Annotated in this window: 21 protein-coding genes and 1 riboswitch; of the genes, 20 read left to right on the top strand and 1 reads right to left on the bottom strand. The window is 63.0% G+C overall.

Annotation, left to right across the window (positions count from 1 at the left end; translation table 11 throughout):
- Positions 1-73: 73 nt before the first annotated feature.
- Genes ABFD92_07815 through ABFD92_07880 form a run of 14 tightly spaced genes read left to right on the top strand, consistent with a single transcriptional unit; the run spans position 74 to position 6,078 of the window.
- Complete coding sequence (locus ABFD92_07815; GenBank protein MEN6504428.1) at positions 74-748, top strand: DUF2190 family protein; 675 nt, start codon at positions 74-76, stop codon at positions 746-748.
- 6 nt (positions 749-754) lie between these two features.
- A complete protein-coding gene (locus ABFD92_07820; protein ID MEN6504429.1) occupies positions 755-1,114 on the top strand; it encodes a hypothetical protein in 360 nt (119 codons plus the stop codon).
- Positions 1,115-1,117: 3 nt separating this feature from the next.
- A complete protein-coding gene (locus ABFD92_07825; protein MEN6504430.1) occupies positions 1,118-1,378 on the top strand; it encodes a hypothetical protein in 261 nt (86 codons plus the stop codon).
- Positions 1,368-1,928: a hypothetical protein gene (locus tag ABFD92_07830; GenBank protein ID MEN6504431.1), complete on the top strand. Its 561-nt coding sequence runs from the start codon at positions 1,368-1,370 to the stop codon at positions 1,926-1,928. Before ABFD92_07825 ends, ABFD92_07830 begins: the two co-directional genes overlap by 11 nt.
- A 3-nt stretch (positions 1,929-1,931) precedes the next feature.
- A complete protein-coding gene (locus tag ABFD92_07835) occupies positions 1,932-2,168 on the top strand; it encodes a hypothetical protein (protein MEN6504432.1) in 237 nt (78 codons plus the stop codon).
- Positions 2,168-3,070 (top strand): hypothetical protein, encoded by a 903-nt coding sequence (locus tag ABFD92_07840; GenBank protein ID MEN6504433.1) that lies wholly within the window; start codon positions 2,168-2,170, stop codon positions 3,068-3,070. The genes ABFD92_07835 and ABFD92_07840 overlap by 1 nt, the downstream gene beginning before the upstream one ends.
- Before the next feature lie 4 nt (positions 3,071-3,074).
- Positions 3,075-3,521 (top strand): hypothetical protein, encoded by a 447-nt coding sequence (locus tag ABFD92_07845; GenBank protein ID MEN6504434.1) that lies wholly within the window; start codon positions 3,075-3,077, stop codon positions 3,519-3,521.
- A 37-nt stretch (positions 3,522-3,558) separates the two neighbouring features.
- The gene (locus ABFD92_07850) at positions 3,559-4,002 is read left to right on the top strand and encodes a hypothetical protein (GenBank protein MEN6504435.1); all 444 of its coding nucleotides are present in this window, start codon (positions 3,559-3,561) and stop codon (positions 4,000-4,002) included.
- Positions 4,003-4,012: 10 nt separating this feature from the next.
- Positions 4,013-4,471 carry a hypothetical protein gene (locus ABFD92_07855; GenBank protein MEN6504436.1) on the top strand — a complete coding sequence of 153 codons (459 nt, stop codon included), beginning with the start codon at positions 4,013-4,015 and terminating at the stop codon, positions 4,469-4,471.
- 4 nt (positions 4,472-4,475) lie between these two features.
- Positions 4,476-4,961, top strand: coding sequence for a hypothetical protein (locus ABFD92_07860; GenBank protein MEN6504437.1), 486 nt, complete (start codon positions 4,476-4,478; stop codon positions 4,959-4,961).
- 20 nt (positions 4,962-4,981) lie between these two features.
- Positions 4,982-5,218 (top strand): hypothetical protein, encoded by a 237-nt coding sequence (locus ABFD92_07865; GenBank protein MEN6504438.1) that lies wholly within the window; start codon positions 4,982-4,984, stop codon positions 5,216-5,218.
- Positions 5,215-5,523, top strand: a complete 309-nt coding sequence (locus ABFD92_07870) for a hypothetical protein (protein MEN6504439.1) — start codon at positions 5,215-5,217, stop codon at positions 5,521-5,523. The genes ABFD92_07865 and ABFD92_07870 overlap by 4 nt, the downstream gene beginning before the upstream one ends.
- The gene (locus ABFD92_07875; protein MEN6504440.1) at positions 5,520-5,867 is read left to right on the top strand and encodes a hypothetical protein; all 348 of its coding nucleotides are present in this window, start codon (positions 5,520-5,522) and stop codon (positions 5,865-5,867) included. Before ABFD92_07870 ends, ABFD92_07875 begins: the two co-directional genes overlap by 4 nt.
- 16 nt (positions 5,868-5,883) lie before the next feature.
- On the top strand, positions 5,884-6,078 hold the full coding sequence (locus ABFD92_07880) for a hypothetical protein (protein ID MEN6504441.1): 195 nt from the start codon (positions 5,884-5,886) through the stop codon (positions 6,076-6,078).
- Positions 6,079-6,096: 18 nt separating this feature from the next.
- On the opposite strand, the gene ABFD92_07885 is transcribed toward ABFD92_07880, so the two are convergent.
- On the bottom strand, positions 6,097-6,246 hold the full coding sequence (locus ABFD92_07885; protein MEN6504442.1) for a hypothetical protein: 150 nt from the start codon (positions 6,244-6,246) through the stop codon (positions 6,097-6,099).
- A 386-nt stretch (positions 6,247-6,632) separates the two neighbouring features.
- Here ABFD92_07885 and ABFD92_07890 point away from each other — a divergent pair, with 386 nt between their 5' ends.
- From ABFD92_07890 to dcm, 6 genes are all read left to right on the top strand, one after another.
- The gene (locus ABFD92_07890; protein MEN6504443.1) at positions 6,633-8,873 is read left to right on the top strand and encodes a phage tail tape measure protein; all 2,241 of its coding nucleotides are present in this window, start codon (positions 6,633-6,635) and stop codon (positions 8,871-8,873) included.
- 8 nt (positions 8,874-8,881) lie between these two features.
- Positions 8,882-9,679 (top strand): hypothetical protein, encoded by a 798-nt coding sequence (locus ABFD92_07895; protein ID MEN6504444.1) that lies wholly within the window; start codon positions 8,882-8,884, stop codon positions 9,677-9,679.
- Positions 9,676-10,641 carry a hypothetical protein gene (locus ABFD92_07900; GenBank protein MEN6504445.1) on the top strand — a complete coding sequence of 322 codons (966 nt, stop codon included), beginning with the start codon at positions 9,676-9,678 and terminating at the stop codon, positions 10,639-10,641. The genes ABFD92_07895 and ABFD92_07900 overlap by 4 nt, the downstream gene beginning before the upstream one ends.
- Positions 10,642-10,729: 88 nt before the next feature.
- Positions 10,730-10,831: riboswitch (SAM riboswitch) on the top strand.
- 101 nt (positions 10,832-10,932) lie between these two features.
- A complete protein-coding gene (locus ABFD92_07905; protein ID MEN6504446.1) occupies positions 10,933-11,739 on the top strand; it encodes a hypothetical protein in 807 nt (268 codons plus the stop codon).
- Positions 11,696-11,890 (top strand): hypothetical protein, encoded by a 195-nt coding sequence (locus ABFD92_07910; protein MEN6504447.1) that lies wholly within the window; start codon positions 11,696-11,698, stop codon positions 11,888-11,890. The genes ABFD92_07905 and ABFD92_07910 overlap by 44 nt, the downstream gene beginning before the upstream one ends.
- 56 nt (positions 11,891-11,946) lie before the next feature.
- Positions 11,947-13,443, top strand: coding sequence for a DNA (cytosine-5-)-methyltransferase (gene dcm / locus ABFD92_07915; protein ID MEN6504448.1), 1,497 nt, complete (start codon positions 11,947-11,949; stop codon positions 13,441-13,443).
- Position 13,444 lies beyond the last annotated feature (1 nt).

A 13,444-nucleotide genomic window follows, 5' to 3' on the forward strand; every position in this document is an offset into this window, starting at 1 on the left:
GAACCAAGCACGACGATAACGATGATGCTCAAAACCAATTTCATAAAAGAGATTTTACACAGGAGACAAACCTATGGCACGGGCGACTTTTGTACAGGACGGCAACTCGGTTGACTACACGCCGGGCTCTGCTGTGGCCGCCGGCGACGTGATCGTTCAGGGCACCCTGGTCGGCATTGCCCGCACTCCCATCGCGGCCAGCATCCTGGGCAGCCTGGCTGTCCGGGGCATCTTTGATGTCGTCAAGGCGGCGGTCGAGATCGCTGCCGGCGCGGCTGTCTACTGGGACGCTGACGGCGATCCCGTGGGCGGCACGGCCGGCACCGGCGCCGCGACTACCACGCGCACCGGCAACACCTTCATGGGCTTTGCCGTCGCGGCCGCTGCCGACACGGCTGCCACAGTCCGCGCCGATCTGCGCAGCGTCGAAGCCGCCGCGGCTGAGACGCTGGGCCTGGGCGATCTGTCCGATGTCGGCCCCGTCAGCTACACCGCCGGCAAGGTGCTCGTTGCTGATGGCAACAGCCTGGAGACGGTTGCCGTCTCGGGCAACGCCACCCTGGCCGCCACTGGCGCCCTGACTGTCACCGGCGCGGCCGTCGGCGACACCAAGGAGATCACCTTTGGCACCAGCAAGCTCGTGCGCAGCGGCAACAACGTCATCGCCACGCTGCCGACGGTTGATCCGGCCGTCGCCGGAGCGTTGTGGGTCGATGGCGTTGCGGTGAAGGTCTCGGCCGGCGAGTAATCGGTAATGGCTGACATGCTGGAACAGGCTGTGAATTGGCTCAATGAAGTGCGCGGCCAGCACCTGTCCCGCCAGGTCAGCTACAGCCGCGGCGGCCAGTCGGTACAGGTCGCCGCCACGCTGGGCAGCACTCGCTACGACGTGGTTGACGACACCGGCGCGGTGATGCAGGCGCGAGCGACGGACTTCATCGTCTCGGCCGCGGACCTGATCCTGGGCGATGCCCAGATCACGCCCCGGCCGGGCGACCGGATCAGCCTGGATGGCAAAGTCTTCGAGGTGCTGGCCCTGGCCGGCGGCAGTCATTACCGCTGGTGCGATCCGGCCGGGGCAATGCTGCGGATTCACAGCAAGCAGGTGGAGTAGCACGTGAACGACTTCATCACACAACCGATCGTGCAGTACGGGTTCCTGGGCTTCTCGGCAGTTCTGCTGGGCCTTGTGATCTGGCTGATCCAGAAGCTCCTGGGCGTACTGGAGGCCAATAACTCCATTATCACAGCCAACACCGAAGCCGTGCGCGACCTGGCGGCGATGACCGCCGATCTGCTCAAGCTCAATCGCTCGCTCCATGACAAGATCATCTCGCGGCCGTGCATCGCGCGACGGGAGGTCTGCGATGGCCAATAAGAAGGTATGGCTGCGGGCGGCGGACGTGATGATCGACGAGCAGACCGGTGCGATCCTGGTCCAGATCGGCGGTAGCGTTGCCATTGATCCCCAAGCCATGATCGACGGCCTTGGCGCGGGCAAGACCCTCGCTGATCTCAATGCCACCCTGGCGAATCTCTCGCGGATCCCGGCCCTGGGGCAGGCCCTGGCAGCCGCCTCCGTTCCGGTGGTGTTGACGGCGGCGCAACTGGCCGGCCTCACCTCCAACATGCCCAGCGGCGTCAGCACTCCGCTTGCGGCCCTGGCAACAACCAACGCCTGGGACGCCAATGGCGAGTTGGCCATCCCCGCCGGCTCGCTGTTCCTGCATCTGTACCTGACCGAAGATATGTTCCTGGTCGCCAGCACCTCTGCGGACGAACCCGCCGGCGGCGCGGACGGGGCCTTCTATCCCAAGGGCCAGGTGCATCTGATACCGTGCCGGGGCCAGACCAAGCTGCACAACAAGAACGCCACCGCCGCCGCGGGCACGATCTACGCCACGGCCTTTCTGGCGGAGGGAGCGTAGCCCATGAGCGCCCGGAAAACCGACCTCTACAAGCTGCTGGCCCGCCCGCCCAAAAACGTGCAGGCCGAACTGCAGGCGGCATGGGATGCCCTCGTGGCTGCCTTTGGTGCGCTGCCCAAGGCCAAGCGCAAGAAGGTCCAGCAGGAGATGGATGACGATCTGATCGCCAGCCTCCCGCCCCCGTGGCGCGTTCGCATTGCCGCAGCCCTTACCGCCAAGCGTGAGAAGGAGTATGCCTGATGAGCACCTTCACCTGGCGGGGCAATGACAATCGCTGGAGCTACGCCGGCAACTGGATTGAGAATCAGGTGCCGCCGGACGGCTCTGACGTGGTGATCGATGCCGGCAACGTCATCGTCACGTGGCCTGCCCTGGCCCCGACGGCTCCAGTCACGCTCAAGAGCCTGACCATCAACCTGAGCGACCGCGCCGGGGCCGCTCAATTGATGAACAATGGCTTCCCCAATGGAGCGATCTCCGTCGCTGAATCGTTCACGCTTACCAATGCTGTCGGCGCCCGGCAGGATATCACCCTGGGCACCTACGATGGTGCGAAGATTCAACTCCTCGACGGCTGTGTCGCCAGTGTCGTTCTGGACTGCTCGTTGAACACGGCGGCCCTCTTTATGAACGTCAACAGCGGCGCCTTCCTGGAGATGACCGAACAGGTGCCCGGCGTCGTCGGCGTTGGCGGGCTTTATCTTGCGGATGAGGTAGCCCACCAGGGCACCATCACCTGCCATTCCCTTGGGAACATCAGCTTTCCGCAGGTGCTGGGAGAGGGGTGCATCCTCAATATGCATGGCCCTGCCGCGATCTGGGCGGGATTCCAGGTCGATGGCCAGGCCACGGTCAATCTGTTTGATGAGTCCACGATTCTGGGCATGAGCGTCAACTCGCACTTCACGATCAACGCCAGGCAGGGAGTCTCCCTGACATACTGCGCCGTGAATGAAGATTTTATCATCAACGCCGAGGGGCCGGTGCTGATTGCGGGGGCGACTGGGGCCGCGGGCAAGGCTATCGGCGTCAATATTCTCTCGCCGCAGGCCGAGTGCCTCCAGATGGAAATCGCCGACGTGGCCGTGAATGTCCTGGGCCGCTATGCCCGCGGCATGTCAGGCACGATGGCCAGGTGCTGACCCAATGGCAACGATCATCGACATTGCGGATGCGGTTGCAGCGGCGTTGAACGCCCACACGTTCAGCGCGCCGCTGACTGCCCGCCGCTCGTATCGGCCGGTCTTTGATCTCAAGGAAATGAAGACCCTGCACGTGACGATCGTGCCCAAGGGCGCGGAGATGACCGCCGCTGGCCGCGGGCTGGAGCAGACCGACGTGCAGATCGACGTGGCGGTGCAGAAGAAGCTCTCGGCCGATACCGCCGCCGAGACCGGCGAGATCGATGCCCTGATGGGCCTGGTCGAGCAGATCGCGGCCGTGATCCGCCAGAAGCGCCGCTTCGCGCTGCATGGCGGCGGCGATGCGGTGTGGATCAAGACAGACAACGTGCCCATCTTCTCCCAGGAGCACCTGGGCGAAATGCGGCAGTTCACCAGCGTCCTGACGCTGACGTTGCGGGTGATTGGATGAGTGCTGAGCGAGCAAAGCGAGTCGAAGCATGATCGGCATGGACATTAAACAAGCCAAGGCAATGTTCTTTGACCCCAAGAAGGTCATCGACGCTGCCGAGCGGGCGACGCAGAAGGTGCTGTCGAAGTTCGGCGCCTTCGTGCGCCAGACGGCGCGGGGCAGCATTCGCTCGGGCAAGAAGCCTGCCGCGCCGGGCCGGCCGCCGCACTCGCACACCGGGCTGCTCAAGCGGTTCATCTTCTTTGGCTATGACCGCCAGAGAAAGAGCGTCGTTATCGGCCCGGCCAAGCTCAATGCTCGGTCCAGTGACACGGCCCCTGAAGCCTTGGAGTACGGCGGCGACACGAAGGTCATCGCCGGCTCGCGCCGCCGCGGGCGGGTCGTGAAGAAAGTGTCTATCGAAAGCCGGCCCTTCATGGGACCGGCATTTGCCAAGGAACAGCCCAAGCTGCCCGCCATGTGGCGAGACAGCGTGAAGTAGGAGTATCCCCATGGGAAAAATCACAGGCGCCGACTGCAAACTCTATCACAACACCGGCACGCATGCAGTGCCGGTCTGGGACGAGGTGCCCAACGTCAAGGATCTGAACCTGACGCTGGAGAAGCCCGAGATCGACATGTCCACCCGCGGCAACGGCGGCTTCAAGGCCACCGGCGTGGGGCTCAAGGACGCCACGGTCGAGTTCGAGATGCTCTGGGACACCGCCGACACGGACTTCACCGCCTTCCAGACCGCATGGAACGCCGGCACGCCCATCGAGCTGGCGGTGATGGACGGCGATATCACCGTGCCGGGCCATCACGGGCTGTGGGCGACGATGAACGTGCTGAAGTTCAGCCGCAAGGAGCCCCTGGAGGGGCCGGTGGCTGTGGATGTCTCGCTCAAGCCCGCCCCGGCGGCTGTCACCCCCGAGTGGTACGTCGTGCCCGCGCCCGAGCCTGAGGAGTAGTCGCATGCGAATGTTCAAGGATACCGAGAACCGCACCTGGCAGGTGGCCGTGAACGTCGGCTCCATCAAGCGCGTGCGTGACGTGCTGGGAATCAATCTCCTGGAGATGATCGAGTCCAAGGAAATGCAGGCCCTGATCACCGACCCGATGCAGGTGGTGGACATCCTCTACGTCATGTGCGGCGAGCAGATCGAAAGCCGCAGCCTGTCCGCCGAGCAGTTCTACGCCGGCCTCGTCGGCGACGTGCTGGGCGACGCTGCCGACGCGCTGCTGGAGGATCTGGTGGATTTTTTCCCGCGGGGCCGCCGCGAGCTGCTGCGCAAGGCGGCCGGCAAGTGCAGGACGCTGGTGGACCGTGTCCTGGCGGCGGCGACAGCGAGGCTGGACAGCGGCCAGATCGAGACGGAACTGGAGAGCCTCTTGCGACAAGAGTATGGGCCAACGTCTGGCACTACGCCGGCGTCCTCGGAGTCGATCCCCGCCCCCTGACGCTGCGGGAGCTGGACCTGATGGTGCAGGGCCGCCTGCGCAGCACTTGGGCGCAGACGAGCCTGCTGGCGGCGCTGATTGCCAACACGGTGCGGGATGAAAAGAAGCACCCCGAGCCGTTCGTGCCGGCCGAGTTTGATCCGTATGCAGATAGCCCCCGGCCGCAAAAGCGCGGCACGCCGATCACGGCGGACAATATCGAGATTCTGAAAGTATTCGTTAGCGGCCAAACGCCGCAGAAAGGACGCCGAACATGAACGGATGCATGAAGATCGTTTTGGTCGTGCTGCTGGTGCTGGTGCTGAATAGCGCCGGCTGCGGGAATGTCTACCTCCACGGCGAGGCGGCCACGGCCGTCGAGACCTCGGCGATGGACAGCTACCTGGCCACTCAGAAGGCCGCCGCCGATCCGGCCGTGCCCGATTGGTCGAAGGCTTACTTCGAGGAGAACTTCCGCCAGTGGCGATCGTTCGCGCGATCGGCTCGCCGCGATACCAACTGGGGTCCCAAGCTCCCCAGTGAAGTCGCCGCACAGGCCCCGGCTGCCGGGGGTGCCCAATGACGGACACCTCTGACCGCATCCAGGCGATCCTGGACAAGATCCCGCCCGAGCAGAAGCAGTTGGCTGCTGATCTGCTGGCCCAGTACGGCAGCAAGCTGCTGTCGATGGCCCGCGAGGATGCATGGGCCTACCTGCGCCGGCTGGGGGCGGGCGACCTGCAGGCCGCGGCCGAACTCGATGCGCAGCTCAGCGACGCGGAGTTCATCGCCCGCATCAAGACCAACACGGCCCGCTGGGAGAGCGTCGAGCGGTACAACCAGGTCCGCGAAGACATGAAGACGGATTTTCTGCTGCGGCTGGCGCCGGCGATGGCGTCGATGCTTGCAGCCATGGTGGGTCTTTAACGCAAAGGAATGCGACATGAACATCAGCAAGATTCGCGAGTTCTTGAAGGGCAAGAAGGCTTACATCACCGCCGCCATCGGGTTGCTGGGCGCCCTGGCTGCCTGGGCGGATGGCCAGATCGACATTCTGGCACTGCTGGCGGCGATCTGGGCGGCGGCACAGACGTGCTTCATCCGGGCGGGCATTGCCAATGAGGTACAGAAGACGTAGCTGTGTACGACCCAGAAACTACCAGAATCGCCACCACGGCTTCTTGGCATTGGCCGCCTCGACGAGAGTCTTCTCGGGATAGTAGCGTACCTGGCCTGTTTCATCGACCGTCAGTTGGCGATTGCGCCCAAACTGTGTGGCGCCGGCTGCCCGGTTCCAGGCTTGCACAAATGCATCGCGATCCTTCCACCGGCTGAGACAGGTACGATGCACGACAGAGTCGTCAAGAGGCTGGATGAGCGGGTCATAGGAGCCTAGGAAAGTGAAGCCAATGATATCGTCACTCTCCGACACGACACAGCCGCATAGCGGGCATTTTGTGCTATCTGGTTCGAAAAGAGCCATTGGATGATTCTCCGAATCGGCCAGGTGAATGTAGCAGATGCCTTCGCGCCATTCAATCAATCCGGGACAAGAGTCTGGCCAGAAGGCAAAAAAAAGACCGGCCCATCAGTGACAGGCCGGTCGGGTGTCCGGTAGGCGGGGGGGGACCTCCGGACAGGTTTCAATGTACCACGCTGCTCCCCAGCGTCAATAGGAATTAGCGGGCAAGAATGGCTGACACCAAAGGCATCCGGGCCGGGCGGGCGTATGTCGAACTCTTCGCCGATGGGACGAAGTTGGCGGCCGGGCTGCGCGCCGCGGCGGCCAAGCTCAAGGCCTTCGGGGCGGCCGTCTCGGGACTGGGTATAAAGATGATGGCCGTCGGCGGGGCCTTGGCGGCTCCCTTTATTGCCGGGGCAAGGGCCTTCGCATCGTTCGACGATCAGATGCGCATGGTCTCGACGATGCTCGATGATGCCGATGCGCACATGGCCGCATTCCGCGATGGCGTGCGGCGGCTGGCGGTCGAGTTCGGCGAAAGCACCGCCGTGCTGTCCAAGGGCCTCTATGACCTGCTGTCGGCGTCTGTCGATCCCGCCCAGGCCCTGGACGTGCTGAAGGTGGCGACGAAGGCGGCCAAAGCCGGGATGACGGACACGTCCGTTGCGGTCGATGGCCTTACCAGTGTCCTCAATGCCTTCCAGATGTCGGCGGACAGGGCCGGCCACGTAGCCGACGTTATGTTTCAGACGGTCAAGCGGGGCAAGCTGACGTTTCCCGACCTGGCGGCCAATATCGGCAAGGTCGCCCCCATGGCGCGGGCGGCGGGCATGTCGATGGAGAACATGATGGCGGCCATCGCGACGATGACCCGCCAGGGCCTCTCCACTGAAGAGGCGACGACGCGCCTGGTCAACATCCTCAAACAGGTTCCCGAGCAGGCGGGCGATCTGGCGGCCCTGGCTGCCAAGTACGTCGGCAAGAACCTCTCGCAGATCCAGATCGACTTCCCCGAGGTCCGCGCCGCCGGCGGCATTGCCGCTCTGGCCGCCGACATGGGAGGGTTCCGCAAAGACCTGGCGCTGATGCAGCAGGCCGCCGGCAGGACAGACGAGGCGTTCGGCCGCATGACCGGCGGCGTGTCGTTCGTGATGGCCAGGGCCAAACAGGCGCTGGAGGAGGTGATGACGGTCATCGGTGAGGCTTTGGCGGATGACCTCAAATCGCTGGCGGACCGGCTGACCCGGATCGGAGCGGGGGCAGCGCAGTGGATCAGCCAGAACCGGGAGCTGGTGGTGACGGTCGCCAAGGTCGCTCTGGCGACTGTGGCCGCGGGGGCGGGCGTGTTCGTGCTGGGCAAGGCCATCGCTGGTCTGGGCAGTGTGCTCGGTATGGTGGGCACGGGCATCAAGTTCGTGATCGCGGCGCTGGGGGCGCTGCTGTCGCCGGTGGGTTTGGTCATCGCCGGGATCGTCGGCGCCGTGGCGGCATTCTTGCTCTTGACCGACACCGGCCAGAAGGTCCTGGAGTGGCTCAAGGGCAAGTTCGGCGAACTGGCGGACGAAGCCAAGGCCACGTTCGGCGCCATCGGCGAGGCCCTGGCTGCGGGCGATCTGAAGCTGGCCGCCCAGGTGCTGTGGGCGTTCCTCAAGCTCCAGTGGGCCAAAGGCACCGGCTGGCTGCTGGGCAAGTGGTACGACTTCAAGGAAAAGCTCGTCCAGTGGGCCACGGAGGGCTTCTATGGGATCTGGGCAGCCTATGAGATCGTGGCCGCCAAGCTCAAGCAGGCGTGGGCGGCTTTGAAGCTGGCGTGGCGCACTGTCATGGCCACGATCCAGAACAAGGCCAACGAGATCGCCATCAACATCGCCCTGGACAGCAAGCTCAAGGAGGCAGAAGAGAACTACGCCAGCGGCAAGATCTCCAAAGCCGGATATGACCTTGCCGTGCGGTCCGTCAACGAGCAGCGGGGAACGTCGCTGAATCAAAACAACGCCGACTATCAGGCCGAGCTTGCCGCCGCGGCCGGTGAGGCAGCCGCCAAGAATACCCAGATCGAGCAGGAGAAGAACGCCACCCTGGCGGACATCGGCAACCGCAGCGCGTCGGCGCGGCTGGAGTTTGAGCGTAAGCGCCAGCAGGAACAGGAAGCTCTGGACGCTGACGAGAAGAAGGCCCGCCAGGAGTGGACGGACGCCGTCGAGCAGTCCGCCAAAGCCCGCAAGGCCGCCGAGGGCGCCGCTCCGCCCGCGTTGGGCACGCCCGGCAAACTCGTGCAGGACCTGACGGACCTGATGGCGCCGGGGCTGGCGCAGGACCGCATCAGCGCCGTGGGCACCTTCAGCGGCGGCGCCCTGGCGGGGCTGGCCGGCGGGGTCGAGCAGCGGGCCGTCGTCGCCGCCGAGAAGACCGCAGAGAACACCCGCAGGATCGTTGACCTGGCCAAGCAGCCGGGGGCGAGGTTCGCATAGGAGCAGCCATGGCCATCACCGTGCAGGAGAAGTTCGATTCGCAGGAGATAGCCAAGGATCAGGCCCAGCGCACGTACCTGGTCAGCGGGACCGACTGGGCTGATGCCGCCAAGGCCCAGGTGGATACGCTGCTGGGCGGCAGCACCTTCGACGCCAAGCCGTACTCGCACTGCCAGGTGGAGTACTATGGCCCGGCGACGTGGAAGGCCCAGGCGTACTTCATCGACCCCGAGAAGGCCGAGAAGCCCATCGGCGAGTCCAGCTACGAGTTCGATACCACCGGCGGCACGCAGCACATTACCCAGAGCAAGTTCACCACGATGAAGTTCGCCCCGCCGGGCAAGGTCGCTCCGGACTTCGGCGGAGCCATCGGCGTGACAAAAGACAGCGTGGACGGCTGCGATATCACCGTGCCGGTGTACGCCTTCAGCGAGACGCACGTGCTGGCCGATGCCGCCGTGACGCCTCAGTACAAGGCCATCCTCTTTGCGCTGACCGGCAAGGTCAATGACGCGATGTTCAAGGGCCTTAACCCGCAGGAGTGCCTGTTCCTGGGCGCCACCGGCTCCAAGCGCGGCAGCGGGGCCTGGGAGATCACGTACCGCTTCGCGGGCAACCCCAGCGTCGATGGGATTACCATCGGCGACATTGTCAACGTCAGCAAACTCGGCTGGGAGTACCTCTGGGTGCGCTACCAGGACGTGGAAGACGCCAACGCCAAGAGCATCGTCAAGCGCCCCCAGGCCGCGTACACGGAGAAGGTGTACGACTCCGCAAACTTCGCCTTGCTGGGGATCGGGACATGAGCGCCGGCCTAATCAAAAAGGTCCACAGCGGCGACCCGATGGTCATCCCGGCCTCGATGTACAACTCGATGGTGGACCTGGTGAACCAGTCCCGCGGCGGCAAGCTCGCCGGGGGAGCCGCCGCCAGCCAGACCGCCGCCCCAGCCGGCCAGGTCCTGATCCGCAACGACAGCGGCGCCGACCGCGCCCGCTACGACATCCTGGGCATCGACGGCCTGGTCTTCACGCCCGACGACGGCCTGGAAAACTTCCACAACCGCGTGACGCTCAAAGGTTCGACGCCGACGGAGGCCCACAAAGGCAAGTTCGTGATCCTGGCCGAACCCGCCGCAGCCGGAGAACTCGCCCGCGCCTACATCAGCGGCCTGTGCCCCGTGCAGTTGAAAATCGGCAGCGCCGACCACAAATACGCCGACATCGCCGCCAGCCAGTCCGGCTACCTGGCCACAGCCGAGACCGGCGCAGCCCAGATCCTCTACGCCGCTGACACTTCGGGCACCGTGTGGGGCGTCGTGCGCTTCGGCGCAGGCGAGAGCTTCGGCTCAGGCTGGACAATGAAGAAGCAGTACCGCCTCAAGCTCACGCCGGCAACCACGGACGGCAGCGTCATCTTCGACAGCCGCGACTGGCGGGAGCGTCTGATCCACTGCGAGATCCAATGCGTCTACGCCGCCCCGCCCCCGATCACACCCGAAAAGACCTACATGGACGCGATGTCCTCGACAAGCGTCCTGAAGGACACCCTATGGTGCGGTAACGACATCGGCAGCGCCCCCGAGTGGATCCCCCTCTGGTGGATCACCTTCGGCCTGCCCGGCTTCACATTCTGGCTTGAGATCGAGAAATCCACCGGCCGCCTCCGCTTCCGCTGGCAAAACTGCTCCGCACTCCCCGACCCGACCTGGTTCATCGGCCGATTCCTGGCGATGGAGCCGGTTCCTTCGGATGATTTCGGCGCCTGAGCTGCATTTCCGCCGAGCCGCAATTATTCCGAAGAATTCGGTCCAGACATGACCATATCTGTCATAGCGGGCTCCGATAATACGTGCAGAGGCATCGAGAGTGCGCGAGGGCACTGGCCCGACGACCGCACGGCAACCTGCTCGACAGAGTAAGGTGCCAACGCCAGCCCAGAGATGGGAACGATGTGGCCCGGCGGTATTGCCGGGCAATGCAGGAGCAACTATCTGCTCCGGCCGTCTCTCCTGGCTTTGATGACCTTCGGGATCAGTGCATTGAAAGGAGCGACAGTCATGGCACCGATGGGTCAGATTATCCGCGAGCTGATGGCAGAACGGGCGATCAAGTGCGAGAAGGTCAGCCGCTACAGCGTGACCGCTGACATCAGTGGCCGCAGCGGCAAGTGGCGGTGGATGTTCCTGTGGAATAAGACTGAAAGCATGATACTCAGCCTCAACTTCCTGCCAGTAATCGTGCCCCAGGAACGCCGGACGGAAATGTGCCGGTTCATGGCGAAGGCGAATGCCGACATTACCTTCGGCAACTTCCAGATGGATTCCTCTGACGGCTGGGCGTGCTTCCGGACGGGGATGCCCATCCTCAACTCCCGCCAGAAGAGAAGGGCCATCGCCGCGGTAGTCATTGATGGGTTGTGCACGATGGGCAAGTATCTGCCGACGCTCATGTCACTCGCCAAGGGCTTTGAGCCGGTGGATCAGCGTCCGCGGCACGAGCGATCAAAGAGCAAGGCAGCCATGCGCCGCCAGCGTGTAACGCAGTTCCGAGAGTATTTGCTGCTGATGAAGAAGCGGGCTCACGAAGAAGTCGGGGGGGCCTGCTTCCTGACCTTTTCAGCAGAGGTGCCCGAAGACCAAGTGCCCGAGGGGCTGGAGTCGCGGATGGTTCAGTTCATTTTCGAGGAGAAGTGGTTCGCCCTGGGACGTCCCCAACACGAGCATATTGCCCCAGGAGGCCGAACGTACCCTCAAGGAACGCTGCGGGTTCTACCGCGAAGCCGCCACGCCACAGGCCAACGTCAGCGAGACCAAGGACCTAGTGGAGTTCGACCCCCTCGGCCGAAAGTACATTTACGGCGATGAACAAGAAGCCGCCGAAGACGCCGCTTGGCTGCTGTATGACCTTTTCGCTTTGTCAGCCGACGCCGAGATCCGCGTCACCGCGGCCAGCTTTGAGGGCAACTATCACTATGAGAAGGATAAGCGCCTAACAGAAAAGCTGGAATCCTATTGATGTCGCTGGGACTCCACGGTATCATGATACCAAACATTCCCAGAGGAGTTCTGGCCGTGACGTATCATCAGTACAGCCTTAAGGGCGTTCCAGGGCCACTATGGGCGTGGGTCGAACAGCAGGCCATGGCCCGGGATATCGAGATCAACGACTTCATCTTCCGCGTTCTCGACTTCGCACGATGTGACTGGCGAGGTAAGAATCCGCTCGACGCGAAGCCTGTGGTGCGAGAGGTATCGGTTGCCAAAATCGCCGAGCCCAAGGCACAATTTTGTCTTCGTATTGGCGAGTATGGTCATATCTGGCAATGGGTCATCGAACAGCACCGGGGAACCAAGCAACCCATAAAAACAATTGTCCTTGGCGCGATTGAGCGTGCCCGCATCGGTTGGACGCCGCTCTTCGAGTCAGAGACATTAGTACCCCAACCAAGACCGGCTATCATCCCCTTTACGTTCATCGACTTGTTTGCCGGAATCGGCGGTTTTCGGGTGGCATTGCAGGGCAAACTTGGGGGGGCATGTGTCTTCTCCTCTGAATGGGACCGATTTTCCGCGCAAACTTACGCCAAGTGGTTCGGCGAGCCGCCAGTGACTGAAGACATCAGAAGAGTTCCAACGGAGACAATCCCGGATCATGATATCCTTGCAGCAGGCTTTCCCTGCCAGCCGTTCTCGATCGCGGGTGTCTCTAAGAAACTCAGCTTGGGCCAGAAGCACGGCTTCGAATGCAAACGCCAAGGCAATCTCTTCTTCCGAATCTGCGATATCGCACATGCAAAGCGGCCCAAGGTGATGATTCTGGAGAACGTCAAGAACCTGCGATCGCACGACCGTGGCCGAACTTGGCTGGTTATCCAACAGGAGCTCAGACGGATTGGGTACGAACCTAGGGCCGAAATCATAGATGCAGCTGCATACGTTCCACAACATCGGGAGCGCATTATCATCGTCTGCTTCCGCACCGATCTCTACGGCACGGCTGAAGACTTCAGGTTCCCTGTGCCACCATCCGGTCAAAGACCAGCGATCAGGAACATTCTCGAGGATCGTCCGGACGGCCGTTACATTCTGACCGATCATCTCTGGGCGTATCTGCAGCGATACGCTAAGAAGCACCGGGAAAAAGGGAATGGTTTTGGTTTTGGTCTGACGCCCCTGGATGGCATCTCCCGCACACTAAGCGCCCGGTACTACAAAGACGGATCCGAGGTGCTCGTTCCGCGTCGTCCCACAGACCCTTCGTCTTCGGACAGGGGAGCGCAGAATCCTCGCCGGCTTACGCCTGTTGAGGCAGGAAGACTGATGGGATTCAACTTTGTTCGCAACAGAAATGACATCCCTGTTTCGGACACGCAGGCCTACAAACAGTTTGGCAATGCCGTTGTTCCAGACGTCATCGAAGCCGTTGCCATCAACGTACTTCGATATATGGCTGAACGCAAAACTTCGAGCAGCAGGGGGAGCGCTAAGCAACGCATCGCTCTTCGAGCGAAGCGATTACTGAAGCAAAAGGTGCTGCAGTCTGCAGGTGTTGGCGGCGCGGGGGCATGAT

This window comes from Planctomycetaceae bacterium, assembly GCA_039680605.1.
Lineage (GTDB): Bacteria > Planctomycetota > Phycisphaerae > SM23-33 > SM23-33 > JAJFUU01.